Here is a 22716-nt window from a genome sequence, read left to right on the forward strand (position 1 = left end):
TTCCGGCGCCGAGACTATGAAGGCTGCGCATTCGTCAACATCCTGCTCGAAAGCGAAGTGAACTCGCCAGTCCACCGGGCCGCGGCGCGTCATCTTCTGAATATTCGGAACTTCGTGCGGGGGCTTGCCCAAGATGCCGGGCTTGCCGACCCGCAAGCCTTTGCGGAAACTTGGCACTTCCTGATGAAGGGCGCGATCGTCTCGGCATATGAGGGCGATCGGAACGCCGCCTGCCGCGCGCGTACCGCGGGAGAGGCGCTGCTCCGTTCATGGGACAGGGCAATCGAAGAGATGCCGTCCTGAACAGACGGGGCACTCCTTTCAGCCGACAAGTGCAATCTGGATATCTGCGACATTGGTTCCAGTCGGGCCAGTGATGAAGGCATCGCCCGTCGCCCGCAGCGCGGTGTATGAATCGTTGTTCGCCAGGATTTCCTTCAGCTTCAGCCCGTGATGCATAAGGCGGTTCATTGTGTCTGAATCCGCAAACCCGCCCGCTGCCTGTGTGGGGCCATCCCTGCCGTCAGTCCCCGCGCTAAGAAAGGTCCATGGGCGGCCTAGCGGGCTTGCCGCTTCGGTCTGAGCGAGCCGAAGCGCGAGCTCCTGATTGCGGCCACCGGTTCCGCCGCCCGTAACGCGCACCGTAGTCTCGCCGCCGCAGATGATTGCGGTCAATCCCTGTTGATCTGTGGTAAGCTTCATCATCCGGAGGATGGCTTCCGCTGCCGCTTGCACATCGCCGTCAAGCCAATGCTGATAGCAAACAGCGACGATGCCTTTACTGGCCAGGAACCGCCCCACGGCCGAGACTGACGCCGCATTCGATGCAATGATCTCGTTATGGACGTGGCAGAGACCGAATGAATCGGGTGCGGCAAGCAGAAGCTCTGTCACAGTCGCGGGCAGGCCGTGATCCAGATTGGCGGCGCGCAGCACCGCTTCCACAGGTTGACCAGGGCGCATTGGCGCGGTTGGTCCCGACGCGATGATTGTTGGATCATCGCCCGGAACATCCGAGACGATCAACGCCAGGACCGACGCAGGCGCGGCCGCGCGTAGTAGGCCGCCACCCTTCAAGAGGGAGAGCCTGCGTCGCACTGCGTTGATTTCCGTTATGTCCGCACCCGAGCGCAGCAGAGCCTCGGTGATCTGCTGTTTCAGCGCCAAAGTGAGGCCGGGCTTTGGTGCGACCGCAAGGGCCGACCCGCCGCCGGAAATCAGCGCCAGGACCAGATCTGTTTCAGCCGCGGTTCGAGCCAGCGACAAGATGGCCTCTCCGCCGCTGAGACTGCCCGCATCTGGCACGGGATGGCCGCCGGCGATGACCTGAAAATCCGCCACTGGACGCGCGGATTCTTGCGTTGTGACGACAATGCCGGCCGTCGCCTTTTCGCCCAACTCATTTGCCGCCGCTTCGGCCATGGCGCAGGCGGCCTTGCCAAGCGCCACGATTAGAACCCGCCGGGCCTTCGCAACACGTTCCTGATGGCGCTTCAGCGCCTGCCGGACGGCAGATGCCGGATCGGCTGCCTTGACGGCAACCGAAAAGCAATCGGCCAGAAGTGCCCGCACGTCGTCAGGCGACACGGTTGACCAACTCCGTACCGTCGAAGAAGGCGTCGAGGCTATCCGCGACCATCATCCCCATGGCAGCTCTTGTCTCGCGCGTTGCGCTTCCCAGATGCGGTAGAAGGACGGCATTGGGCGCATTCAGCAAGGTCGCAGGAATGTCCGGCTCGTTCTCGAAGACGTCCAGTCCGGCACCCCCAATCGCGCGCCTTTGCAGAGCGTCGGTAAGGGCTGCTTGGTCGATGATGTCGCCCCGCGCCGTGTTGATCAGATACCGCGACGGCCCCATGCGGCGCAGGCGCCCTGCGTCGATCAGGTGACGGTTTGCGCCCCCTCCGGGGCAGTGAAGCGAGATGATGTCGGACGCATCAATCAGAGCTTCCACACTGTCGCAGGCCAGTGCCGACAGGCCTTCAAGCTCTGTCTCTCGCAGCGGAGTCCGGCTGAAATAGGCAATTTTCATTCCGAAGGCCGCTTGTGCCCGCTGGGCCACCGCGCGACCGATACGCCCCATGCCGAGAATGCCTAGGGTGCGGCCGGACAGCGCCATCCCCATCATGTGGGTCGGGCGCCAGCCTTGCCAGCGGCCCTGGCGCAGCTCGCGTTCGCCTTCGGCAAGTCGGCGGGTCAGCATCAGGATCAGGCCGATCGTCAGATCGGCTGTCGCGTCGGTCAGGACGCCGGGCGTATTCGTCACCGCAATGTCTGCGGCCTGCGCCGCCGCAAGGTCGATGTGATTTACGCCGACCCCGAAATTGCCAAGTATCCGCGCACGCGGCCGGTCGGGAAAGGCCGAAACATCCAGCCGGTCGCTGACCGTCGGGCAAACCGCATCATATTCCAGCATGGCCCGCCGGATTTCCGATGTGGACATGGCGACATCCGCTTCATTCAGCGTCACCTGATAGCGCGCGGACAGCCGGGTCTCGACTTCGGCGGGCCAGCGCCGTGTCAGCAGGACCCGAGGGCGGGTCACGACATTATCCCGCATGAGCAAGCCCGGCGAGCACGCGTTCGACCGTTTCGCCGAAAGCAGACGGATTTGGGATGATCGTGTGGCCGGCCTCCCGGATGATCTCGACCTTCTCCTGAGCGGATTCCCCGAAAGCGGAAACGATTGCCCCGGCATGTCCCATCCGTTTGCCCTTGGGCGCGGAGAGCCCGGCGACATAGGCCATCAGGGGTTTCTTCATGTTGTCCCGGGCCCAGATTGCCGCCTCGGCCTCTTGCGGGCCGCCGATCTCGCCGATCATCACCACCGCATCGGTCTCGGGGTCTTCGCTAAAAAGTTCGAGAATATCCCGGAAGGACGATCCGTTGATCGGGTCGCCGCCGATCCCGACCGAGGTTGACACGCCGATGCCCCGCGCCTGCATCTGGCTTGCGGCTTCATAGCCAAGCGTGCCGGAACGGCCGACAATGCCCACCCGGCCCGGCATGTAGATATGACCGGGCATGATGCCCATCATGCCCTGCCCTGGGGTGATCGTGCCTGCACAGTTCGGGCCGGACAGGCGCATCCGGTTTTCGGCCTTGTAGCGCCGCATATAGCGCTTGACCCGCATCATATCCTGGGCAGGAATCCCATCGGTGATGCAGACGCAGTATTTGATCCCGGCATCGGCGGCCTCCATGATGGAATCCGCGGCAAAGGGGGGCGGCACGAAGACGATGGTCGCCTCGGCGCCCGTTTCGGCCACCGCACCCTTGACGGTGTTGAATACCGGCAGGTCGAGATGTGTCTTTCCGCCCTTGCCAGGCGTCACCCCGCCGACGACATTGGTGCCGTAATCAAGCATTTCCTGCGCATGGAACGAGCCGATGCGGCCCGTAATGCCCTGCACCAGGACCTTGGTGTTCTTGTTCAACAGAATTGCCATCAAATCTCCTCCTCAGGTCGCGCGCCCGGTGGTCGCTTTCCACTCGGTCACCGCCCGTTCAGCCGCTTCGGACAGGGTGTCGGCGACGATGACGCCAGGCGCGCGCTCGGCCAGGATCGCCTTGCCCTCCTCAACCTTGGTCCCGGAAAGCCGCACCACCAGCGGAACGGCGACGCCCACCTCTTCAAGCGCCTTCGCAACACCCTCCGCCACCCAGTCGCAGCGGTTGATGCCGGCAAAGATGTTCACGAGGATCACTTTCACGTTCTTGTCCTGAAGCACCGCCCGGAAGCTCTTCGCCACCCGTTCGGGGCTTGCCCCGCCCCCGATGTCGAGGAAGTTGGCCGGCTCTCCGCCTGCGATCTTGATCATGTCCATCGTGGCCATCGCCAGGCCCGCGCCATTGATGATGCACCCGATTTCGCCATCCAGCCCGACATAGCTGAGGCCACGATCCGCGGCGAAAGTCTCGCGCGGATCTTCCTGGCTCTTGTCGCGCAGTTCCGAGATGTCGGGGCGGCGGAACAGGGCGTTTTCATCGAAGCTCATCTTGCAGTCGAGCGCCACAAGGTCATCCCTTGAGACGACCAGCGGATTGATCTCGAGCATCGAGGCATCAAAGTCGCGGAACACCCGATAGCAGCCCAGAATCGTGTTCACCGCCTTGCCGATCAAGGCGCCGTCCAGACCAAGCCCGAAGGCAATCTCACGGGCCTGGAATTCGTGCATCCCAAGGCCGGGATCGACAGAGCAGCGAACCAGACTGTCCGGTTCCCGCTCGACAATCTCCTCGATCTCCATCCCGCCCGAAGACGAGGCAACGATCATGATGCGCTCTTCCTTGCGGTCCAGGACGAAGCCCAGATAGATCTCGCGGTCAATATGGATGGTCTCTTCGATGTAGAGACGATTGACCAGCTTGCCGGGCGCCCCGGTCTGTGACGTGATCAGCCGTCGCCCCAACATCCGTTCGGCGGCTTGCTCGACTTCCTTTTCCGAGCGGCAAAGCTGGATTCCACCCGCCTTGCCGCGCGCCCCGGAATGGATCTGGGCCTTGACGACCCAGGCTTCCCCGCCAATTTCCTGCGCCCGATAGTGCGCCTGTTCGGGGCTGTAGGCCAGTCCGCCGCGCGGCAGGCGAACCCCTTGGCTCGCCAGAAGTTCCTTGGCCTGATATTCGTGAATATCCATGTTCTGCCCGTCCTATGCCACGCGCTTGCGGATCGTTTCGTCGATGGCGATCACGTTTTTCGCCATGCGCTCAGACGCGGCGTCGATCATCTTGCCGTCCAGGCTGGCCGCGCCCTTGCCCTGATCCGCAGCCTCACGCAGGGCCTCGATGATGCGGCGCGCCCGCTGCACTTCGGCTTCGGGGGGCGAGAATTCCTCGTTCGCCAGTTCGATCTGGCTGGGATGGATTGCCCATTTCCCCTCGATTCCCAGAGCCGCGCCGCGCCGGCAGGCATCACGGAACCCGATCGGATCAGAGAAGTCACCGAACGGTCCGTCGATCGGCCGCAGGCCGTAGGCTCGGCAGGCGACCGTCATGCGCGACAGGGCCGCGTGCCACTGGTCGCCCGGATAGTTCGGGTTCAGGCCACCGATGTTCACCGTGCGCGCCTTGTTGAACGCGGCATAGTCCGCCACCCCGAAATGCATCGCTTCAAGTCGCCCGGGGGCGGCGGCAATCGCTTCGACATTGGCCATGCCCAAAGGCGTTTCGATCAGCGCCTCGATCCCGATGCGATGGGTGAACCCCTTCGCCATTTCGATCTGATTGAGCATCGCCTCGACCATGTAGACGTCGGCCGGGACCCCTACTTTTGGCACCAGCACCAGATCGAGGAACTGCCCGGCCTGCTCGACGACATCCACCACGTCGCGGTACATATAATGGGTGTCCAGCCCATTGATCCGTACGGACATGGTCTTTCCGCGCGCCTTCCAGTCGATGTCGTTCAGAGCCTGGATGATGTTGGTCCGTGCGCGTTCCTTGTCGTTCGGCGCGACCGCATCTTCCAGGTCCAGAAAAATGCAGTCGGCAGCACTTTCGGCAGCCTTCTCGATCATCGCCGGGTTCGATCCGGGCACGGCCAGTGTGCTGCGTTGCAGTCCCACCTTGCGCAGGTGGTTAATGGTATGGCTCACGGTATTTCCTCCCTTGCCTCGTTCAGGCGACTTTCGCGGTGGCGGGTGCGGCCGTCGCGCTGAAATGGCGGATCGCCGCGCCGACACCTGTTCCGGGCTCGATCTGGATGCCGCAGTCGATCATCGCCATCTCGGCGACCGACAGCGCGGTGGCCACCATTCCCTCGTTCAGCCAGCCCAGATGGCCGATCCGGAAGACCTTGCCCATCACCTTGCTGAGCCCCGTTCCCAGCGAGGTGTTGTAGCCGCGATACGCCCGTGCGATCACGTCGCGCGCATCGAAAGTCTCGGGCACGACGATGGCGCTGACCGTGTCGGAGTGCCATTTCGGCTCTTTGGCGCAAAGCCGCAGCCCCCAGGCCCCGACCGCCTTGCGCACGCCGGTGGCAAGCCGGTTGTGCCGGTCCCAGACCGCCTCAAGCCCCTCTTCCAGCAGCATGTCGCAGGAAACCGAGAGTCCGCGCAGCAGTTGCGTGGCTGGCGTGTAAGGGAAATAGCCGGAATCGTTGGTGGCGATCATGTCGTCGAAAGAAAAGAAGGTCCGCCCAAAGCCTGCTCGCTTGCGCGCCTCAAGCGCATAGGCCGATACCGAGAGGATCCCGAGCCCGGCCGGGAGCATGAAACCCTTCTGGCTGCCTGATACCGCACAATCCACGCCCCAGGCATCCTGATCGAATTCGATGGATCCGATGGAAGAGACCCCGTCCACCATCAAAAGGGCCGGATGGTTCGCCGCATTCAACGCCGCCCGGATCGCCTTGATGTCCGAAGTGACGCCGGTCGCCGTTTCGTTGTGGGTGGCAAACACCGCCGCATACTCATGCGACACGTCCTTGCTGAGCTTTTCGGCATATTTCTCGACCGGAACGCCTTCACCCCAGTCGCAGTCAATCACGTCGACTACGAGGCCCAGCCGCTGCGCCATATCCACCCAAAGATGCGAGAACTGACCGAAGCGGCTCATCAGCACCTTGTCGCCTGGGCTGAGCGTGTTCTGGATCGCAGCCTCCCAGGCGCCGGTTCCCGACGACGGGTACAGGAACACCCGGCCCGATTTGTTGCGGAACACGGTCTTCAGCTTTTCGAAGATCGGCAGCGTCAACTCGGGGAAATCCGGCGCCCGCATGTCCTGCATAGAGACATTCATCGCCATGCGGACCTGTTCGGGTATGTTCGTGGGGCCAGGAATGAAGAGATGCGTGTAGCCGGGCATGGCAGATTTCTCCCAAAGAATGCCCGACCAAATTCTAGCAATCCGCCCTTGCGGCAACACACGGCAGGATAGGGATTTTCGTCTTCCGTGGGGCATCGCCCTACCCGTTCGGAACTAGGCATCCACCTCGCGCGACCAGATTGCCACGGCCCTCGCGCGATTTTGGACATCCAGTTTCTGGTACAGGTTTTTGAGGTGGTATTTTACCGTGTTCTCGGAAATGCCGGTCCGGTTCGCGATTTGCTGGTTGGTCCAGCCGCGTGCCAGCACGTCCAGCAACTCGCGTTCACGGATGGTCAGTCCGGCCAGCGGTGTCTCGTTGATCCTCGTGATGTCGAGGTAGGGAACGCTGATGTGTCCGCTGGCCACCTGGCGGACGGTATTGAACAGAACACTGGCCTTGTCATATTGATAGCAGAACCCGTGAACCCCGAGCCGAACGGCCAGCCGCAACGCTGTGGCGTCGCGGCTGTTGCAGAAGACAACGCTTTTCAGCCGGCTTTCGCGAGCGCGCAGCCGTTTGAGTACTTCTGGAGCTTTCATGTCCGTCATGTCCCAAGCCATGATCGCCACGTCGAAATCCGAATCATCCGCGGCCAGCAGGTCCGCCGCACGATCGCTGGTCGCGATGATGCTGAGATCCGCTTCCACCTTTGAAAGCTCCATGATTGCCGATTGAACAAGCGGATTGGCATCGACGTAAAACAGTCGACATCTGGTGTCTCCAACCGTCGTTCCGTCCATCGTTCCCTCCCTGATCCCGCCCGCGCCCCCTCCGCGCCGAGACCACAGTAGGACGACCGGTCTATATGTAAAAGCAAAAAAACTGCACTACACGAGCATCACACGCGAGTCTTGATCTACTTGAAAATACTACCTTTATGGGTAGCTGCGTGCGCCTTTGTGGATAGATTCTCATTGCATATCAAAAAGAATCTAAGACTACCCTGTCTTTGGTTGATAGATATCTGCGCCAACCACAGTCGAAAATCGGAGGAGCGACATGGCCTTCAAGACGGATATCGAGATCGCCCGGGAGGCGAAGAAGAAGCCGATCATGGAGATCGGCGCCAAGCTGGGCATCTCGGCTGAGCATCTGCTGCCCTATGGCCACGACAAGGCCAAGGTCAGCCAGGAGTTCATCAAGTCGCTGGAGGGCAAGAAGGACGGCAAGCTGGTCCTGGTGACAGCAATCAACCCGACCCCGGCGGGCGAGGGCAAGACGACGACGACGGTGGGGCTTGGCGACGGTCTGAACCGGATCGGCAAGAAGGCCGTGATCTGCATCCGTGAGGCCAGCCTTGGTCCGAACTTCGGCATGAAGGGTGGTGCGGCAGGTGGCGGCATGGCGCAGGTGGTGCCGATGGAGGAGATGAACCTTCACTTCACCGGCGACTTCCATGCGATCACCTCGGCGCACAACCTGCTGTCGGCGATGATCGACAACCATATCTACTGGGGCAACGAGCTGAACATCGACGCCCGCCGCATCGTCTGGCGCCGCGTGATGGACATGAACGACCGGGCGCTGCGCGATATCGTGGTCAACCTTGGCGGCGTGTCGAACGGCTTCCCGCGCCAGACCGGCTTTGACATCACCGTGGCGTCCGAAGTCATGGCGATCCTGTGCCTGTCGAACGACCTGGAAGACCTGCAGAAGCGGCTGGGCGATATCGTGGTGGCCTATACCCGCGACAAGAAACCGATCTACTGCCGCGACATCAAGGCTGACGGCGCGATGACCGTTCTGCTGAAAGACGCGATGCAGCCGAACCTGGTGCAGACGCTGGAGAACAACCCGGCTTTCATCCACGGCGGTCCGTTTGCAAACATCGCCCACGGCTGCAACTCGGTCATCGCGACCAAGACCGCGCTGAAGCTGGGCGAATATGTCGTGACCGAAGCCGGCTTCGGGGCTGACCTCGGCGCGGAGAAATTCTTCGACATCAAGTGCCGCAAGGCGGGCCTCAAGCCCTCGGCCGCGGTGATCGTGGCAACCGTGCGCGCGATGAAGATGAACGGTGGCGTCGCGAAGGCCGACCTCGGGACCGAGAACGTCGAGGCGGTCAAGAAGGGCTGCCCGAACCTTGGCCGCCATATCGCCAATGTGAAGTCGTTCGGCGTGCCGGTGGTGGTGGCGATCAACCATTTCTACAGCGACACCGATGTCGAGATTGCTGCTGTGAAGGCCTATGTGGCCGAACAGGGCGCCGAGGCGATCCTGTGCAAGCACTGGGCACAAGGCTCGGCCGGGATCGAGGAGCTTGCGAAGAAAGTCGTGTCCCTGGCGGAATCCGGTGCCGCGAACTTCGCGCCGCTCTACCCCGACGAGATGCCGCTGTTCCAGAAGGTCGAAACCATTGCCAAGCGGATCTACCACGCGGACGAAGTGCTGGCCGACAAGTCGATCCGGGACCAGCTGAAGGCCTGGGAGGCCGCGGGCTACGGCAACCTGCCGATCTGCATGGCGAAGACGCAGTATTCCTTCACCACTGATCCGAACGTGCGGGGCGCGCCGACAGGCCACTCGGTCCCGGTCCGCGAAGTGCGGCTTTCGGCGGGGGCAGGGTTCATCGTGGTGATCTGCGGCGAGATTATGACCATGCCGGGCCTGCCCAAAGTGCCCTCGGCCGAGGTGATCCGGCTGAACGAAGCGGGCCATGTCGAGGGGTTGTTCTGAAGCATGCGCGCGATAGACAGGAGAGGCGCATGACAGCAGTCGTGATTGACGGCAAGGCCTTTGCGGCCAATGTGAGGGCGCGAGTCGCCGCGCATGTGGCGAAGCTGAAAGAGGAACGGAATCTGGTCCCGGGTCTAGCCGTGGTTCTTGTAGGCGAGGATCCTGCCAGCCAGGTCTATGTCCGCAACAAGGGTGAGCAGACGCATGCGGCCGGCATGGGCTCGTTCGAACACCGGCTATCATCTGACACGGCGGAGGCAAATCTTCTGGCGCTGATCGCCAGACTGAACGCCGATCCTTCCGTCCACGGTATCCTTGTTCAGCTACCACTGCCGCCGCATCTGAATGCTGAACTCGTCATCAACGCCATTGATCCGGCCAAGGACGTAGACGGCTTTCATATTTCGAATGTCGGGCTTTTGGGCACCGGGCAGAAAAGCATGGTGCCCTGCACTCCTCTGGGCTGCCTGATGCTGCTGCGTGACCGGCATGGATCGCTTGCGGGGAAGGAGGCGGTAGTGGTCGGCCGATCGAATATTGTCGGCAAACCGATGGCGCAGCTCTTGCTGGGCGACAGCTGCACCGTGACCATCGCGCATTCCCGCACGAAGGATCTTGCCGAGGTCTGCCGCCGCGCCGATATCCTTGTGGCCGCAGTAGGCCGCCCCGAGATGATTCCCGGTGACTGGGTGAAGCCAGGCGCGACGGTGATCGACGTCGGCATCAACCGGATCGAGCGCGACGGCAAGGGCAAGCTCGTGGGCGACGTGCATTACACCAGTGCGGCGGCGGTCGCGGGCGCGATTACGCCGGTGCCTGGCGGCGTGGGTCCGATGACCATCGCCTGCCTCTTGGCAAACACGCTGACGGCCTGCTACCGCGCGAACGGGCTTGCCGCACCAGACGGACTGACAGCCTGAGCGGCCGAATGATTGACCTCGCAATCTGTAGGTGCCGACCAATCAAGGCCGGCACCTGTAACGTGGTTTGGCCCTTTCAGGGCCGGTCGTATATTGGGTAGCCGCTCAGCAAATGCGCAACTTTCGACCGCACACTGCTTTCGACCAGATCATTTCCGTCTGCGCCGTTGCGGGCAAGGCCATCGATGACTTCCAGGATCAAATTGCCGATCGTCGCCACCGCCTCGGCCTTCATGCCGCGCGAGGTGATGGCCGGAGTTCCTAGGCGTATTCCCGACGTGATCATTGGCTTTTCGGGATCGAAGGGAATGCCGTTCTTGTTGCAGGTGATGTGCGCCCGGGAGAGCGCCTGTTCCACGGCCTTGCCGGTCAAGGCCTTTGGCCGCAGATCGACCAGCATCAGATGGGAATCCGTCCCGCCCGAAACGATCTCGACGCCGCCTTTCTGCAGAAGGCGCGCGAGAACCTTTGCGTTTTCCAGCACATGGCGGATGTAGTCCTCAAACGCCGGTTCAAGTGCTTCGCCGAAGGCTACGGCTTTTGCGGCAATCACATGCATCAGCGGGCCGCCCTGAAGACCAGGGAAGACCGCTGAGTCGAGCCTTTTGCCAAGTTCTTCGTCATTTGACAGGATCACACCCCCGCGCGGGCCGCGCAAGGTCTTGTGCGTGGTTGAGGTCACAACATGAGCATGGGGCAGTGGGCTTGGATGGTGGCCCGCCGCAACAAGCCCAGCGAAATGCGCCATGTCGACGAAGAGTTTTGCACCGACAGAATCCGCCACCTGCCGGAAGGCCGCAAAATCAGGGTGCCGGGAATAGGCCGAATGGCCGGCGACGATGACCTTGGGCCGATGCTTCCGGGCCAGATCCTCAACCTCGTTCATGTCGATCAGGCCGCTCTCCCGACCAACGCCGTAATGCACCGGATTAAACCATTTCCCCGACATATTGACCGGCGCGCCGTGCGTCAGGTGCCCGCCCGCGGCCAGATTGAGGCCAAGATAGGTGTCCCCCGGCTGCATCAGGGCCATGAAGACAGCCTGATTGGCCTGGCTTCCCGAATTGGGCTGCACGTTCACCCATGCGCAGTCGAAAAGCGCTTTCAACCGGGTGCGGGCCAGTTCTTCGACCTCGTCGACATGCTGGCATCCGCCGTAATACCGGCGGCCGGGATAGCCCTCGGCATATTTGTTGGTCAGGACCGAGCCCTGTGCTTCAAGCACGGCTCTGCTGACGATGTTCTCAGAGGCGATAAGCTCGATCTCGTCGCGCTGCCGGCCATATTCTCGGCCGATCATGGCCGAAAGTTCGACATCGCTGTCTGCGAGATGTCGATCAAAGAAGCCCGTCAAGGACATCATCTGTTTCTCCTACATAAAGCGGTGCGTCAGCCGGTCCAGCCAAGGGCACCGGAAATCACGTGGATGGTCATCATCAGCGTACTGATGTCGTCCTGCGTCGCTGCCTCGGGACCGCCAGACGCCCGGACCTTGCGAAGCGTATCGACCTGAAGGCGGTGCAAGCCTTCCATCTGCGGGCGCATCTCATGGACCCTGGCATGGAATTCGGGGAACCGCTGGCAAAGATTGCCTTCACCTGTGATCCTCAGGATCATCTCTCGCGTCAGATCATGTTCCGCGCTGATCGCACCGAACACCGCTGCGGCGCTCTGCTTGTCGGTGACGAGGTCAGCGTAAAGCGATGCAATGCCGAGGTCAGACTGAAGCAAGAGCTTTTCGGCTTCGTCGATCACAAGGCGGAACAGCCGCGATCCCTCGAACATCCTCCGCAAAAGTGCCATGCCGCTGTCGCCGCGCACGCGTGCCAGATTGGAAAGGGCGGTGCCGATGCCGTACCAACCTGTCAGCATGTGCCGGTTCTGGCTCCAGGCGAAGACCCAGGGAATGGCGCGCAGATCTGAAATATCCCGTGTCGCGCCACCGAACCGGCGCGCCGGGCGTGACCCCATCTTGAGAAGGCCAAGCTCTGAGATCGGGCTGGCCTGATCGAAGTAGCTGATAAATCCCGGCGTGCGGATGAGGTCGAGATATTTCGTGTGGCTCAGGCCCGACAGGGCCTCAAGCGCCTCGAAGAATTCGCCCGCTTCGTCGGGACGCTGCGCCCCCGGCGGTTCAAGCGTGTGAAGCAGGACCGAAGCGACAAGATGTTCCAGGTGGGCAAGCGCGGTGCCGCGGTTAGCAAAGCGGGCAGAGACGATTTCTCCCTGCTCCGTCACGCGAAGGCGGCCATTCACGGTCCCGGGCGGCTGGGCCCCAATGGCTCGGCCCGTCGGCGCGCCGCCGCGGCTGACCGAGCCGCCTCGGCCATGAAAGAAACTGACGTCGATGCGGTGTCGCGCGCCCACTTTCCGCAAAGCCATCTGGGCCTTGAAGAGCTCCCAATTCGAGGCCAGAAATCCGCCATCCTTGTTGCTGTCGGAATACCCCAGCATCACCTCTTGGGAATCGCCCGCCTCGTGGATCATCCGGCGAACGGCACGGTTGCCCAGCACCGCCGTCATGATGCCGGGTGCGGCGCGCAGATCGGCGATCGTCTCGAACAGCGGTACGACGGACAGCGCCTTTTGGCCGCCATGGAAGGGGCCGGTCGCCCAGCGGGCAAGTACATGTACAGCCAATATGTCCTCGGCCGATGTCGTCATGGAAAGAACAAATGCCCCGATCGCGGCGGGGTCGCGGCGGCGTGCGTCGATCAGGACTTCGAACAGCGTGATCAGGTCCCGCGTTTCTTCCGAGGTTTGTAGAGACGCAAAGTCGGGCGGGTCTTCTTTCAGCGCCCGCGCAAGCCGCGCCGACCAGCCGAGCGTACCGGGCATCGGACAGTCCGCTGGGTCGAGGAGACGGAGAATTTCAGCTAGGCTACGGTTTACCACGGTCGCATTTTGCCGGATATCCAGCGAAACGGTATGAAACCCGAAGATCCGCGCCCGCCGTTCCAGCGGCAGGACCCTGCGGCGTGATACAGCCGCAGCGCCGCATTCGCTAAGCCCATGGCGCAACGCCATTACCGCGAGGCGAAATTCCTCGCTGCGGCCGAATGGTACCACCCCCGGATCACCGGAAAGTGTTGCCTCCAGGCGCAAGAGTAGCGCGGCCGCAAACTGTCGGAATGGCTCGCCAGGATTGCGTTGTTCGATCGCGGCACGGGCTGAGCCACAGTGGTCTAGGGCGTCCTCCAGAGCTGCCATGAACCGCGTCGATGGTTCTGCGACGCTCATTGCAACCGACAAGCTGGGAATCAGCGCAAGAAGGGATGCCCTGGCCTTGGACAGCGCCGCTTCTCGGTATCTCTGCAATGCGTACCGGGTGACCTCTGCCGTCACAAACGGGTTGCCATCGCGGTCGCCGCCGATCCAGGAAGAAAACTGCAGAAAATGCTCGGGTGGCTCTAAACCGTATTGATGTTCAAGGGCATATCCCAACCCATCGACGAGAGTTGGCAGGGCGTCAAACAGCACCTCGTGGAAGAAGTGTATGCCCCAATCAATTTCTTGCTGGACTGTTGGCTTGGCAAGCCGCAACTCACCCGTCAACCAAAGCAGTTCGACCTCGGCAAGCAGCGCGTCGCGATAGGAAGCTTCCTCCTGTGGCGCCCAAGTCCGAGTCAGCAACTCGGTAAGGCGGCGATAGATGCGCCGATGAATCTCAAGCACCGTTACCCGCTTGGTTTCCGTCGGATGGGCGGTCATTGTCGGGCAGATGCGCAGTCGCGACAGAGCCGCAGCCATCTGGCCCGGCGATACCTGCATCGACCTGGCCCGCTGCAATACGGCGGAGAAACCACCCGCAACCGGGGCTCCTCCACGCTCGCTTAGCCGTCGCAACTGACTTGCCTCAAACTCCTGGGCGATCGCCGACATCTGGTGCCACGCTCCAAGGCATTGGAGGGCAAGAAAATGCCTGTGGGATGGCACCTGATCGATAGCGATCCTGCCAGAGAGGAAGTCACCGATCTCGGGAAAATCGCGCTGTCCGGCTTTGATTAGGCATGCCCTCAACACTGCGGCCGCGCCAATCTCATCCGCAGAGACTCCCGCGAGTCGGCGCTCCGGGGATACTCTATGCTGGGGCAAAACTTCAGATTCTGCTGTCATACGCCCAGTATGGCCATGCAAAATTCACGCGCATCCAACAATCGAATAGAAAATCCTACCCATTTGGATCGCTGAAACTCACCCATCGTCCGATGTCTCGATCGCGGATGCTCTCTTTGACGGCGCCAAGCCCTTTGAGTAGCCAAGGACTACCTGTGCGGGTCGTAGCTGCCAAGTTATTCTTGTGCCATCATCTTTATCAATGTCTATCCCGCAGGTCCGCCTCTCCGCTTTTTAGGTGTAAAGCTGCCGATTGACCACCTGTCGCCGACTTGAGTGCCGCCTCCGAGTTGAAAGGGAAGCGGTGCGCGGCTCTTGCCCGAATGAGACGAGAAAATATGCCGCGCAATACCCAGAAGTACCAAGACCAAAGTCTCGGTGGCGGCGACCGGTTCCTGACAAGAGACGAAATCCGCAACTTCAAGATCAAGGCGCATCGCGGCGATCAAGCAGCGGCCGTTCGCCTTTTGGAACACAGCGTGAAATGTCAGCATCGGAAATTGGCGTTTAGGAGATACTTCTTGTCGGTGGAATTGGGAGCCGCCATCTCAGAAAATGCACTGGTTTACTTGAAGCGCATTAGCGTAGATTTCTCAACCGAAGCCCTGAACGAAATCGAGAGACTTGCCATTTCAGATCTTGAAATGAAAGCCACGAAGTAAATGCGGCAAGAAATCCGTCTTGCTGGCGGGCAACGGCAATAGTCTACGAAGAGGGGGCAGCTCAACCTTGGCGAAGGCGGCGACAGGACAGTTGTCTCGGATATCGATCTCCCGTCACCCTGGCCAGCAAAGCGCGGACAACAACTATCAGACTCATGCCCACGGTGACTGGGACGATGACGAACAAGAAACCATGGGTGAAGCCAACGTCGCCGCTCATCGCTGCCGTAACCGCAACCGCGCCGGCAGGCGGGTGAAAGGCGCGAGACAAAGATATCGATATCAGAGTCAGGCCGACAGACAGGGCAACATTGAGAATAGGAATGTGAACCGCTGTCGCTATCAGTACGCCGATTGATGCAGCCATTGCGTTGCCGCCAATAGCTGGCCATGGCTGGGCGTACGGGCTTCCGGGGCACATGAATATGAGTGTCGCCGTCGCGCCAAATGATGGAATAAAGATAACATCCGGGAAGGGAATCGCCAGCAATAGCACGAGAAAACCAACCAAGGCAATCGCGATGGACGCCCCTATAGCCGCCCTGATTATTCCAGAAGACTCTAAATTGGCTTGCGCAATGCTGGATGCAGCCTCTTCGGAACTCTCACAACTCTCGCGCGTTTGACACAAGCTTGACATTTCCTGAATTAACCACCGGCCGCATCTGCTGGTGTCAGTGCGTCCGCGGTGCGCGGTCCGAGACCGACTTCGGTTTCTTCTTCCTACGGAGTTCCCTGGTTGCGCAACGCTCGAACGGGTTGGATTTTGGCGCAGCCAGGTAATCAGCTCCTACCCAGAGTCGCATCACGCAGGTAGAGATCTCGACTGGAAGAAAATCTCACGCTGCCGCGACCCCGGTGTGAAAGATTTCGCGTGATTCACTCAAAGCACTGATTGCGAAAGTTCTTTTGCGAGGATAATGATTGAACTGTCTGGTGCCTGCGATCGTGCAGGATAATCGGGAATGCGGTGAAATTCCGCAACGTGCCCAACGCTGTAAGGTGGACGGGTCTGCAGTTGCCACTGGCCTCTTGGCCGGGAAGGAGCAGGCCCGGAAGAAACCGAGTCAGAAGACCGGCCAGACGAGACCGGAGCGCGGGATGGTCAGCCCGCAATCCGTTTCGATGACGGGGGATCCGTGCCGTGCCAGCCTTTGTCCAACCTTGCCCCGCGACGGGACCGGTTCCTGCGGGCGCTTTCAGCGCCGAGGAAACTGCCGCTGTCTACCGGGCCATCTACAGCCGCCGGGATGTGCGCAGCCAGTTCCTGGCGCGACCCGTCGACGAGGCCGTCCTGCTTCGGCTGCTGGGGGCTGCACATCATGCGCCCTCGGTCGGGTTCATGCAGCCCTGGAATTTCATCGTAATCCGCGATCAGGCGGTGAAAGAACGGGTGCAGACGGCCTTTCGCGCCGCCAATGCCGAAGCCGAGGCGATGTTTCCCGAAGCGCGCCGCCCGCATTATTCGGCGCTGAAGCTGGAAGGCATCACCCAGGCCCCGGTAAACCTTTGCGTCACCTGCGATCGCAGCCGGGGCGGGCCGGTGGTGCTGGGCCGCACCCATGCCGCCGAGATGGACCTTTTTTCCTCGGTCTGCGCGGTGCAGAATCTTTGGCTGGCGGCCCGGGCCGAGGGGATTGGCGTCGGTTGGGTCAGCATCTTCCGCGATGGCGCGCTGCGCGAGATTCTGGATCTGCCCGGCCCGGTCGTGCCGGTGGCCTATCTGTGCCTTGGCCATGTCGATGCGCTTTATGCCGAGCCCGAATTGCAGGCAAAGGGCTGGGCAAGCCGATTGCCGTTGGAAGAGCTGATCTATCGCGACCGCTGGGGGCAAGGTGACGGCTGATCCCTTGCCCAGCTGGTTCCGCGCCGGGTACCGGGGGCTTCGCCTGCCGTGCCATTTCGGCGAATGGCTGCAGGGACGCCTTGGTCGGGAAGGCCCGGTCGCGCTGGTCACGCTCATGCCCCGCCTTTGGGGAATGCACGCGCAAATGCGGCGAGGGCCGCTGACGACTTGCAGGTTCGGGGGCGGTTCGGGGCGCCTGCCGCTGCCGCTGATGCGGCGCTTTCTGCAGGATCTGGACCTGCCGGCCACCGGCCGCTTCCATTTGCGGCCAAGCTTCGTTCCCGGCTCGGGCACCGGCATGTCGACCGCCTCGCTTCTGGCCGTGGCGGCACTTGCCGGCTATCGCGGGACGGTCCTGCGCCTTGCCCGGGCCTGCGTCGCGGCCGAAGGCGCGAGTGACCCGCTGATGTTCCGCGGGCCGGATCGCCTGCTCTGGGCGTCCCGAGAGGCGCGTCTTCTTTCGGTCATGCCCCCACCGCCGCAGGCACATCTGCTGGCAGGGTTCTGGGGCCCGCCCGAGCCGACGCGCGCTGCGGACAATGGCTATGCGGATATTGCCGATCTGGTCCGGGCCTGGGCGCGGGCGCCGGACCTGGCCGGATGCGCCGCGCTGGCCAGCGAAAGCGCCGCGCGCTGCCAGGCCCTTCGCGGCCCGCAGGACGACCCGACCGCGCAATTGGCCCGCGATCTTGGCGCGCTCGGCTGGGCGCGGTCGCATTCAGGCCCCGCCCGGGCGCTGATCTTCACACCGGGTCAGGCGCCGCCGGCAGGGTTGCAGGCACTGCGCGCAGCGGGTTTGCGCGACGTGCGGGTAATGAGTACCGGAAACCGCTGAAAGGATCAGTCGATGCGCGATCACGGCGGCAACCTGGACTGGGCGATGGCGCGCTGGGGCGCGGGCGATTGGCTGGACCTGTCCACGGGCATCAACCGGCGCCCCTATCCGATGCCGGCCCTGTCGGGCGATGACCTGCGCGCACTTCCGACACAGGCAGCGCAGCAGGCGCTGGTCGCCGCCGCCCGCGAAGCCTGGACCGTGGCGCCGGACTTTGCCTGCCTTGCGCTTGGCGGGGCCCAAGCGGCGATTCAACTAGTGCCCAGATTGGCCCGGGCGGGGCGGGCCTGCGTTCTGGCGCCGACCTATAACGAACATGCCGCCTGCCTGCGGACCGAGGGCTGGATTGTCGAAGACAGCCGTGACCTTGCCGCTCTTGAAGGCGCCGATCTGGCCGTGATCGTCAACCCCAACAACCCTGACGGCCGCTGCACCGCGCAGCCGGCCTTGCATGCGCTGGCAAGCCGGGTCGGGCTGCTTGTCGTCGATGAAAGCTTTGCCGATCCCCTGCCTGACCTGTCCCTGCTGCCGCATCACCCGCCGGAAAACCTACTGGTCCTGCGGTCGTTCGGCAAATTCTATGGCCTTGCCGGGCTGCGGCTGGGTTTTGCCTTTGGGCCCGAGCGGCTGATCGGCCGGCTTGCGGCGATGGCCGGGCCTTGGCCGGTTTCAGGCCCGGCGCTGGCCGCCGGAAGGGTTGCCCTTGGCGATCGCGTCTGGGCCAGAATGATGCGGGCCCAGCTTGCGCAGGATGCGGCACGAGCCGACACATTGGCACAGGCGGCGGGCTGGGATCTGGTGGGGGGCACCCCGCTTTTCCGCCTGTATCACACGCCCGATGCCCAGGCGGCGCAGGACCATCTGGCCCGCCACCACGTCTGGGGCCGCATTTTCCCCTGGTCTTCGACCCTGATCCGGCTAGGGCTGCCGGGTGGCGAAGGCGAATGGGCGCAGCTGGCCGGGGCCTTGCCCAGACCGTCACATGGCCAGGTCGAATAGACCCTCCAGATCCAGATGGGCTTCCAGATGCGCGGCAAGCGCATCGAGCACGGTCTCGACCCCGGCGGCATAGGCCAGTCCGGAAGGCACCGCGCCAAGGTCCCTGAGAAAAGCCGCACGGAACGCATCGTCGGTGAACATTCCGTGCAGGTAGCTTCCGCGCACCCTGCCGTCGGCACTGGTCGCCCCTTCGTCCCTGCCATCCAGCAGCCGGGCGAAGGGCTGACCGCAATCAGCCCCTTCGGTTCGGCCGATGTGGATCTCGTAGCCATCCACCGTCAGCCCGCTGGCGCAATGAATGGCTCTTGACCGTGTCAGGCGTTTGTCGGCCGTCATCACGGTCTCAATGTTCAGAAGGCCCAGCCCCTCGGTCACGCCTGCAGGCCCTTCGATCCCGTCGGGGTCGGCCACGCTGCGGCCTAGCATCTGATAACCGCCGCAAATGCCCAGCACATGGCCACCGCGTCGACGATGCGCGGCAAGATCAATGTCCCAGCCCTGTTCACGCAGGAAAGCAAGGTCGCCGCTAGTCGACTTCGAACCGGGCAAGATGACCAATGTGGCGTCTCCGGGGATCGGGCGGCCTGGCAGGATCATCTCGACCGTCACCCCCGGCTCCTGCTTCAGAGGGTCAAGGTCATCGAAATTGGCAATACGCGACAGGGCAAGGCAGGCGATCTTGACCTTGCCGTCCTGGCGGCCACCGGCAAGGTCAAGCGCATCCTCGGCTGGAAGCCGTGCGGCAGCCGGGAACCAGGGCAGGACGCCGTAGCCGCGCCAGCCTGTGCGCGCCGCAATCAACCGGTAGCCGTTGTCGAACAGCTGCGGGTCGCCCCGAAACTTGTTGACCAGGAAGCCCCGGACCATCGCCGTATCCGCCGGGTCGAGAATTGCCTGCGTCCCGACGATTTGCGCGATGACCCCGCCGCGGTCGATATCCCCGGCCAGCACCACCGGCACATCCGCCGCCCGAGCAAAGCCCATGTTGGCAATGTCACCCGCCCGCAGGTTCACCTCGGCCGGACTGCCCGCACCCTCGACGATCACAAGGTCTGCGCGCGCCTTCAGCCTCCCGAAGCTCTCAAGAACCGCCCCCATCAGCTGCGGTTTCAGCGCCGCGTATTCCGCCGCCCTGGTCGTGGTCAACCGGCGCCCTTGCACCACCACCTGGGCACCCCGGTCGCTTTCGGGTTTTAGCAGCACCGGATTCATGTCGGTATGCGGCGCCACCCCGCAAGCCAGGGCTTGCAGGGCCTGCGCCCGCCCGATCTCGCCCCCGTCCTCGGTCACGGCTGCATTGTTCGACATGTTCTGCGGCTTGAACGGCAGCACGTTCCGCCCCCGCAACCGCGCCGCCCGGCACAGGCCTGCGACCAGCATCGACTTGCCCACGTTCGAGCCGGTTCCCTGGATCATCAGCGCTGGCATCGGATCAGAATTCCACTCCGGCCTGGGCCTTGATCCCAGCGCGGAACGGATGTTTTACCACCGCCATCTCGGTCACGAGATCGGCCGCTTCGATCAACTCGGGCTGGGCATTGCGTCCGGTCAGGCAGACATGGGTCATCGCGGGTTTCTCGGTCACAAGAAACTCGACCACCTCGGCGATATCCAGGTAGTCATACCGCAAGGCGATGTTGATCTCGTCCAGCAGGACGAAGCGGACCTTCGGCTCGCGGATCAGCTCCTTTGCCTTCTCCCATCCCGCCCGCGCCGCCGCGATGTCACGGGCGCGGTCCTGGGTTTCCCAGGTGAACCCCTCGCCCATAGCGTGGAACTGGCAGAGATCCTCGAAATGCGTAGTTAGCAGCCGTCTTTCGCCGGTGTCCCAAGCCCCCTTGATGAATTGGATGACGGCGCAGGGCATGCCATGAGCGACGCAGCGCAGGATCATGCCGAAGCCCGAAGAAGACTTGCCCTTCCCGGGGCCGGTGTGAACAATGATCAGACCTTTCTGTCCATTTCTTGTCAGCATCATCCGGTCGCGCGCGGCCTTTTTCTTGGCCATCTTTCTTGCATGTCGCGCAGATTCGTCCAGCACATCCTCGCCGGTCCACGAATTCTCGTCAGTCATGCGGACGGTCCTTTCTCTTGACTTGAAAGCTTTGCTGAACGATTGAGTGTCTAAGTAACGCTGGTGCCTGTTCATAAGACAGGTCAATAGGGAATGCGATCAGCTTTGCGACCTATCGGGTCAAGATGCTGAAGCGCAGCCGCCCCCGCGACCGTGACCGGGAAGACCTGTCCCATGCCACTGGCGTCAACGCCGGGAAGGCGGACAGAGCGCCGAGGCGCCGCAAGGCACCTCGATATCCGCAAGCCGGGAGACCTGCCAGTGCGAATGTCAACGGGCGGACGGGGTGTTCCGCGACCGGGAAGGCGCCTTGTCGGCGTCCCCTCGGCCCTTTCCCCCTACGCCGCAAGGATGTGAAGGTTGAACGGCCAATGGCGGTGACGCTTCTCGTATGCACAACATGTCGCGCCGGAGAGCCCGTGCAGGATTGCGGCGATGTCCCCGGCGCCCGTCTGGCCACCGCGCTGGAAGCCTTGGGCGCGCCCGAGGGCGTGGCGATTGCCCGTGTCGAATGTCTGTCCGCCTGCTCGCAGGGCTGCGCGGTGGCGCTGAGCGCACCGGGCCGCTGGTCCTATGTCTATGGCCGCATGACCGAGGCCGACGCGCCCGACATCCTTGCCGGAGCCGCGCGCTATGCCGCGGCTCCCGATGGCCTTGTGCCCTGGCGCGACCGCCCCGCCATTTTCCGCAAGCAATCGCTTGCCCGCATCCCCCCGATCGGAGAGCCCACATGACCGACCTTGCCAAGATCCCCGTCACCGTCATCACCGGCTTTCTCGGGGCCGGAAAGACGACGCTGATCCGCCATCTGATGCAGAACCCGCAGGGCAAGCGGCTGGCGGTTCTGGTGAACGAATTCGGCACCGTCGGGGTGGACGGCGACATCCTGAAATCCTGTGCCGACGAGAACTGCCCCGAGGAGAACATCGTCGAGCTGGCGAACGGCTGCATCTGCTGCACCGTCGCGGACGAATTCATCCCCACGGTCGAGGCGCTGCTGGCCATGCCGCGGCGGCCCGATCACATCCTGATCGAGACCTCGGGCCTTGCCCTGCCGAAACCGCTGCTGAAGGCGTTCGACTGGCCCGCCATCCGCTCGAAGATCACGGTCGATGGCGTCATCGCGCTGGCCGATGCCGAGGCGGTGGCGGCTGGCCGCTTTGCCCCCGACCCCGAGGCAGTGACGGCGCAGGCCATGGCCGATGCCGGCATCGACCACGAAACCCCGCTGTCCGAAGTGTTCGAAGACCAGATTTCCTGCGCCGACATCGTGCTTTTATCGAAGGCCGATCTGGCGGGAGAGGCCGGGCTGGCCGCCGCCCGTGCCGTGGTCGAGGCCGAGGCGCCGCGCAAGCTGCCGATCCTGGCCATGACCGAGGGCATCATCGACCCCGCCGTGATCCTGGGCCTGAACGCCGCGGCCGAGGATGACCTTGCCGCCCGCCCCAGCCATCACGACGGGGCTGACGACCATGAGCATGACGATTTCGACAGCATCGTGATCGAGATCGGCGAAATCGCCGACCCCGAGGGTCTGGCCGAAGCTCTCCGCCGTCTGGCGCGCGAGCAGGACATCCTGCGCGTCAAGGGCCATGTCGCCGTCCAGGGCAAGCCGATGCGCCTTTTGATGCAGGCCGTGGGCGAACGTGTCCGCCATCAGTTCGACCGGCCCTGGGGTACGGCGCCCCGCGCCTCACGGCTGGTCGTGATCGCCGAGCATGACCGCATCGACCCCGCGGCGATCCGCGCCGTGCTGGCCGAGGCCGGGATCTGA

Annotated in this window: 21 protein-coding genes and 2 riboswitches; of the genes, 9 read left to right on the forward strand and 12 right to left on the reverse strand. The window is 62.9% G+C overall.

The annotated features are described in order from the left end of the window. Positions 1–303: hypothetical protein (locus C8N34_RS26505; protein ID WP_425320673.1), on the forward strand; the 303-nt coding region annotated here is incomplete at its 5' end. Positions 304–321: 18 nt separating this feature from the next. On the opposite strand, the gene C8N34_RS22985 is transcribed toward C8N34_RS26505, so the two are convergent. The 7 genes from C8N34_RS22985 to C8N34_RS23015 all read right to left on the reverse strand — a co-directional run bounded on the left by C8N34_RS22985 (position 322) and on the right by C8N34_RS23015 (position 7554). Further along, positions 322–1587, reverse strand: coding sequence for a glycerate kinase type-2 family protein (locus C8N34_RS22985; protein WP_108130649.1), 1266 nt, complete (start codon positions 1585–1587; stop codon positions 322–324). Next, on the reverse strand, positions 1577–2545 hold the full coding sequence (locus tag C8N34_RS22990) for a 2-hydroxyacid dehydrogenase (protein WP_108130685.1): 969 nt from the start codon (positions 2543–2545) through the stop codon (positions 1577–1579). The genes C8N34_RS22985 and C8N34_RS22990 overlap by 11 nt, the downstream gene beginning before the upstream one ends. Before the next feature lie 4 nt (positions 2546–2549). Next, positions 2550–3449, reverse strand: coding sequence for a succinate--CoA ligase subunit alpha (sucD, locus tag C8N34_RS22995; RefSeq protein ID WP_108130650.1), 900 nt, complete (start codon positions 3447–3449; stop codon positions 2550–2552). Between the two features lie 12 nt (positions 3450–3461). Beyond that, on the reverse strand, positions 3462–4640 hold the full coding sequence (locus C8N34_RS23000) for a malate--CoA ligase subunit beta (RefSeq protein WP_108130651.1): 1179 nt from the start codon (positions 4638–4640) through the stop codon (positions 3462–3464). 12 nt (positions 4641–4652) lie between these two features. Continuing rightward, positions 4653–5597 (reverse strand): HpcH/HpaI aldolase/citrate lyase family protein, encoded by a 945-nt coding sequence (locus C8N34_RS23005; protein ID WP_108130652.1) that lies wholly within the window; start codon positions 5595–5597, stop codon positions 4653–4655. A 22-nt stretch (positions 5598–5619) separates the two neighbouring features. After that, positions 5620–6810 (reverse strand): aminotransferase class V-fold PLP-dependent enzyme, encoded by a 1191-nt coding sequence (locus C8N34_RS23010; protein ID WP_108130653.1) that lies wholly within the window; start codon positions 6808–6810, stop codon positions 5620–5622. A gap of 114 nt (positions 6811–6924) precedes the next feature. Continuing rightward, a complete protein-coding gene (locus C8N34_RS23015; RefSeq protein WP_108130654.1) occupies positions 6925–7554 on the reverse strand; it encodes a LuxR C-terminal-related transcriptional regulator in 630 nt (209 codons plus the stop codon). A 259-nt stretch (positions 7555–7813) separates the two neighbouring features. On the opposite strand from C8N34_RS23015, the gene C8N34_RS23020 reads away from it, so the two are divergent. Then, positions 7814–9490: a formate--tetrahydrofolate ligase gene (locus C8N34_RS23020; RefSeq protein ID WP_108130655.1), complete on the forward strand. Its 1677-nt coding sequence runs from the start codon at positions 7814–7816 to the stop codon at positions 9488–9490. Positions 9491–9519: 29 nt separating this feature from the next. Next, positions 9520–10410: a bifunctional methylenetetrahydrofolate dehydrogenase/methenyltetrahydrofolate cyclohydrolase FolD gene (gene folD, locus C8N34_RS23025; RefSeq protein WP_108130656.1), complete on the forward strand. Its 891-nt coding sequence runs from the start codon at positions 9520–9522 to the stop codon at positions 10408–10410. A 76-nt stretch (positions 10411–10486) separates the two neighbouring features. Here folD and glyA read toward each other — a convergent pair whose 3' ends face one another. Both glyA and C8N34_RS23035 read right to left on the reverse strand, forming a co-directional pair. After that, positions 10487–11770 (reverse strand): serine hydroxymethyltransferase, encoded by a 1284-nt coding sequence (gene glyA, locus C8N34_RS23030; protein WP_145693856.1) that lies wholly within the window; start codon positions 11768–11770, stop codon positions 10487–10489. 29 nt (positions 11771–11799) lie between these two features. After that, positions 11800–14526, reverse strand: coding sequence for a phosphoenolpyruvate carboxylase (locus C8N34_RS23035; protein WP_108130658.1), 2727 nt, complete (start codon positions 14524–14526; stop codon positions 11800–11802). A gap of 338 nt (positions 14527–14864) precedes the next feature. Here C8N34_RS23035 and C8N34_RS23040 point away from each other — a divergent pair, with 338 nt between their 5' ends. Next, a complete protein-coding gene (locus tag C8N34_RS23040) occupies positions 14865–15188 on the forward strand; it encodes a hypothetical protein (protein WP_108130659.1) in 324 nt (107 codons plus the stop codon). 61 nt (positions 15189–15249) lie between these two features. Here C8N34_RS23040 and C8N34_RS23045 read toward each other — a convergent pair whose 3' ends face one another. After that, the gene (locus tag C8N34_RS23045; protein WP_158640801.1) at positions 15250–15819 is read right to left on the reverse strand and encodes an HPP family protein; all 570 of its coding nucleotides are present in this window, start codon (positions 15817–15819) and stop codon (positions 15250–15252) included. A 286-nt stretch (positions 15820–16105) separates the two neighbouring features. Continuing rightward, a riboswitch (cobalamin riboswitch) is annotated at positions 16106–16286 on the forward strand. A gap of 46 nt (positions 16287–16332) precedes the next feature. Between C8N34_RS23045 and bluB the strand changes: the two genes are divergently transcribed. The 3 genes from bluB (at position 16333) to C8N34_RS23060 (ending at position 18868) form a co-directional block, all read left to right on the forward strand. After that, the gene (gene bluB / locus C8N34_RS23050) at positions 16333–17034 is read left to right on the forward strand and encodes a 5,6-dimethylbenzimidazole synthase (protein WP_108130661.1); all 702 of its coding nucleotides are present in this window, start codon (positions 16333–16335) and stop codon (positions 17032–17034) included. A gap of 211 nt (positions 17035–17245) precedes the next feature. Continuing rightward, the gene (locus tag C8N34_RS23055) at positions 17246–17869 is read left to right on the forward strand and encodes a hypothetical protein (protein WP_242013897.1); all 624 of its coding nucleotides are present in this window, start codon (positions 17246–17248) and stop codon (positions 17867–17869) included. 12 nt (positions 17870–17881) lie between these two features. Next, complete coding sequence (locus C8N34_RS23060; protein WP_108130663.1) at positions 17882–18868, forward strand: threonine-phosphate decarboxylase; 987 nt, start codon at positions 17882–17884, stop codon at positions 18866–18868. Here the strand turns inward: C8N34_RS23060 and C8N34_RS23065 are convergent. Then, on the reverse strand, positions 18848–20296 hold the full coding sequence (locus C8N34_RS23065) for a cobyric acid synthase (RefSeq protein ID WP_108130664.1): 1449 nt from the start codon (positions 20294–20296) through the stop codon (positions 18848–18850). The two genes, C8N34_RS23060 and C8N34_RS23065, sit on opposite strands and share 21 nt — an antisense overlap. Positions 20297–20300: 4 nt before the next feature. Beyond that, positions 20301–20942: a cob(I)yrinic acid a,c-diamide adenosyltransferase gene (gene cobO, locus C8N34_RS23070; protein WP_108130665.1), complete on the reverse strand. Its 642-nt coding sequence runs from the start codon at positions 20940–20942 to the stop codon at positions 20301–20303. A gap of 44 nt (positions 20943–20986) precedes the next feature. Then, a riboswitch (cobalamin riboswitch) is annotated at positions 20987–21219 on the forward strand. A gap of 94 nt (positions 21220–21313) precedes the next feature. Here cobO and C8N34_RS23075 point away from each other — a divergent pair. Continuing rightward, positions 21314–21676 carry a DUF1636 family protein gene (locus tag C8N34_RS23075; protein WP_108130666.1) on the forward strand — a complete coding sequence of 121 codons (363 nt, stop codon included), beginning with the start codon at positions 21314–21316 and terminating at the stop codon, positions 21674–21676. Next, positions 21673–22716 (forward strand): cobalamin biosynthesis protein CobW, encoded by a 1044-nt coding sequence (cobW, locus tag C8N34_RS23080; RefSeq protein WP_108130667.1) that lies wholly within the window; start codon positions 21673–21675, stop codon positions 22714–22716. Before C8N34_RS23075 ends, cobW begins: the two co-directional genes overlap by 4 nt.

It is taken from the genome of Gemmobacter caeni (assembly GCF_003054195.1).
Taxonomy (GTDB): Bacteria; Pseudomonadota; Alphaproteobacteria; order Rhodobacterales; family Rhodobacteraceae; genus Gemmobacter; species Gemmobacter caeni.

Bases quoted from the DNA above. Each gene is read 5' to 3' on its own strand.
- sucD (WP_108130650.1), bottom strand. From the start codon at position 3,449: ATGGCAATTCTGTTGAACAAGAACACCAAGGTCCTGGTGCAGGGCATT.
- C8N34_RS23000 (WP_108130651.1), bottom strand. From the start codon at position 4,640: ATGGATATTCACGAATATCAGGCCAAGGAACTTCTGGCGAGCCAAGGG.
- C8N34_RS23010 (WP_108130653.1), bottom strand. From the start codon at position 6,810: ATGCCCGGCTACACGCATCTCTTCATTCCTGGCCCCACGAACATACCC.
- C8N34_RS23015 (WP_108130654.1), bottom strand. From the start codon at position 7,554: ATGGACGGAACGACGGTTGGAGACACCAGATGTCGACTGTTTTACGTC.
- C8N34_RS23020 (WP_108130655.1), top strand. From the start codon at position 7,814: ATGGCCTTCAAGACGGATATCGAGATCGCCCGGGAGGCGAAGAAGAAG.
- folD (WP_108130656.1), top strand. From the start codon at position 9,520: ATGACAGCAGTCGTGATTGACGGCAAGGCCTTTGCGGCCAATGTGAGG.
- glyA (WP_145693856.1), bottom strand. From the start codon at position 11,770: ATGTCCTTGACGGGCTTCTTTGATCGACATCTCGCAGACAGCGATGTC.
- C8N34_RS23035 (WP_108130658.1), bottom strand. From the start codon at position 14,526: ATGACAGCAGAATCTGAAGTTTTGCCCCAGCATAGAGTATCCCCGGAG.
- C8N34_RS23040 (WP_108130659.1), top strand. From the start codon at position 14,865: ATGCCGCGCAATACCCAGAAGTACCAAGACCAAAGTCTCGGTGGCGGC.
- C8N34_RS23055 (WP_242013897.1), top strand. From the start codon at position 17,246: ATGCGGCGCTTTCTGCAGGATCTGGACCTGCCGGCCACCGGCCGCTTC.
- C8N34_RS23060 (WP_108130663.1), top strand. From the start codon at position 17,882: ATGCGCGATCACGGCGGCAACCTGGACTGGGCGATGGCGCGCTGGGGC.
- C8N34_RS23065 (WP_108130664.1), bottom strand. From the start codon at position 20,296: ATGCCAGCGCTGATGATCCAGGGAACCGGCTCGAACGTGGGCAAGTCG.
- cobO (WP_108130665.1), bottom strand. From the start codon at position 20,942: ATGACTGACGAGAATTCGTGGACCGGCGAGGATGTGCTGGACGAATCT.
- C8N34_RS23075 (WP_108130666.1), top strand. From the start codon at position 21,314: ATGGCGGTGACGCTTCTCGTATGCACAACATGTCGCGCCGGAGAGCCC.
- cobW (WP_108130667.1), top strand. From the start codon at position 21,673: ATGACCGACCTTGCCAAGATCCCCGTCACCGTCATCACCGGCTTTCTC.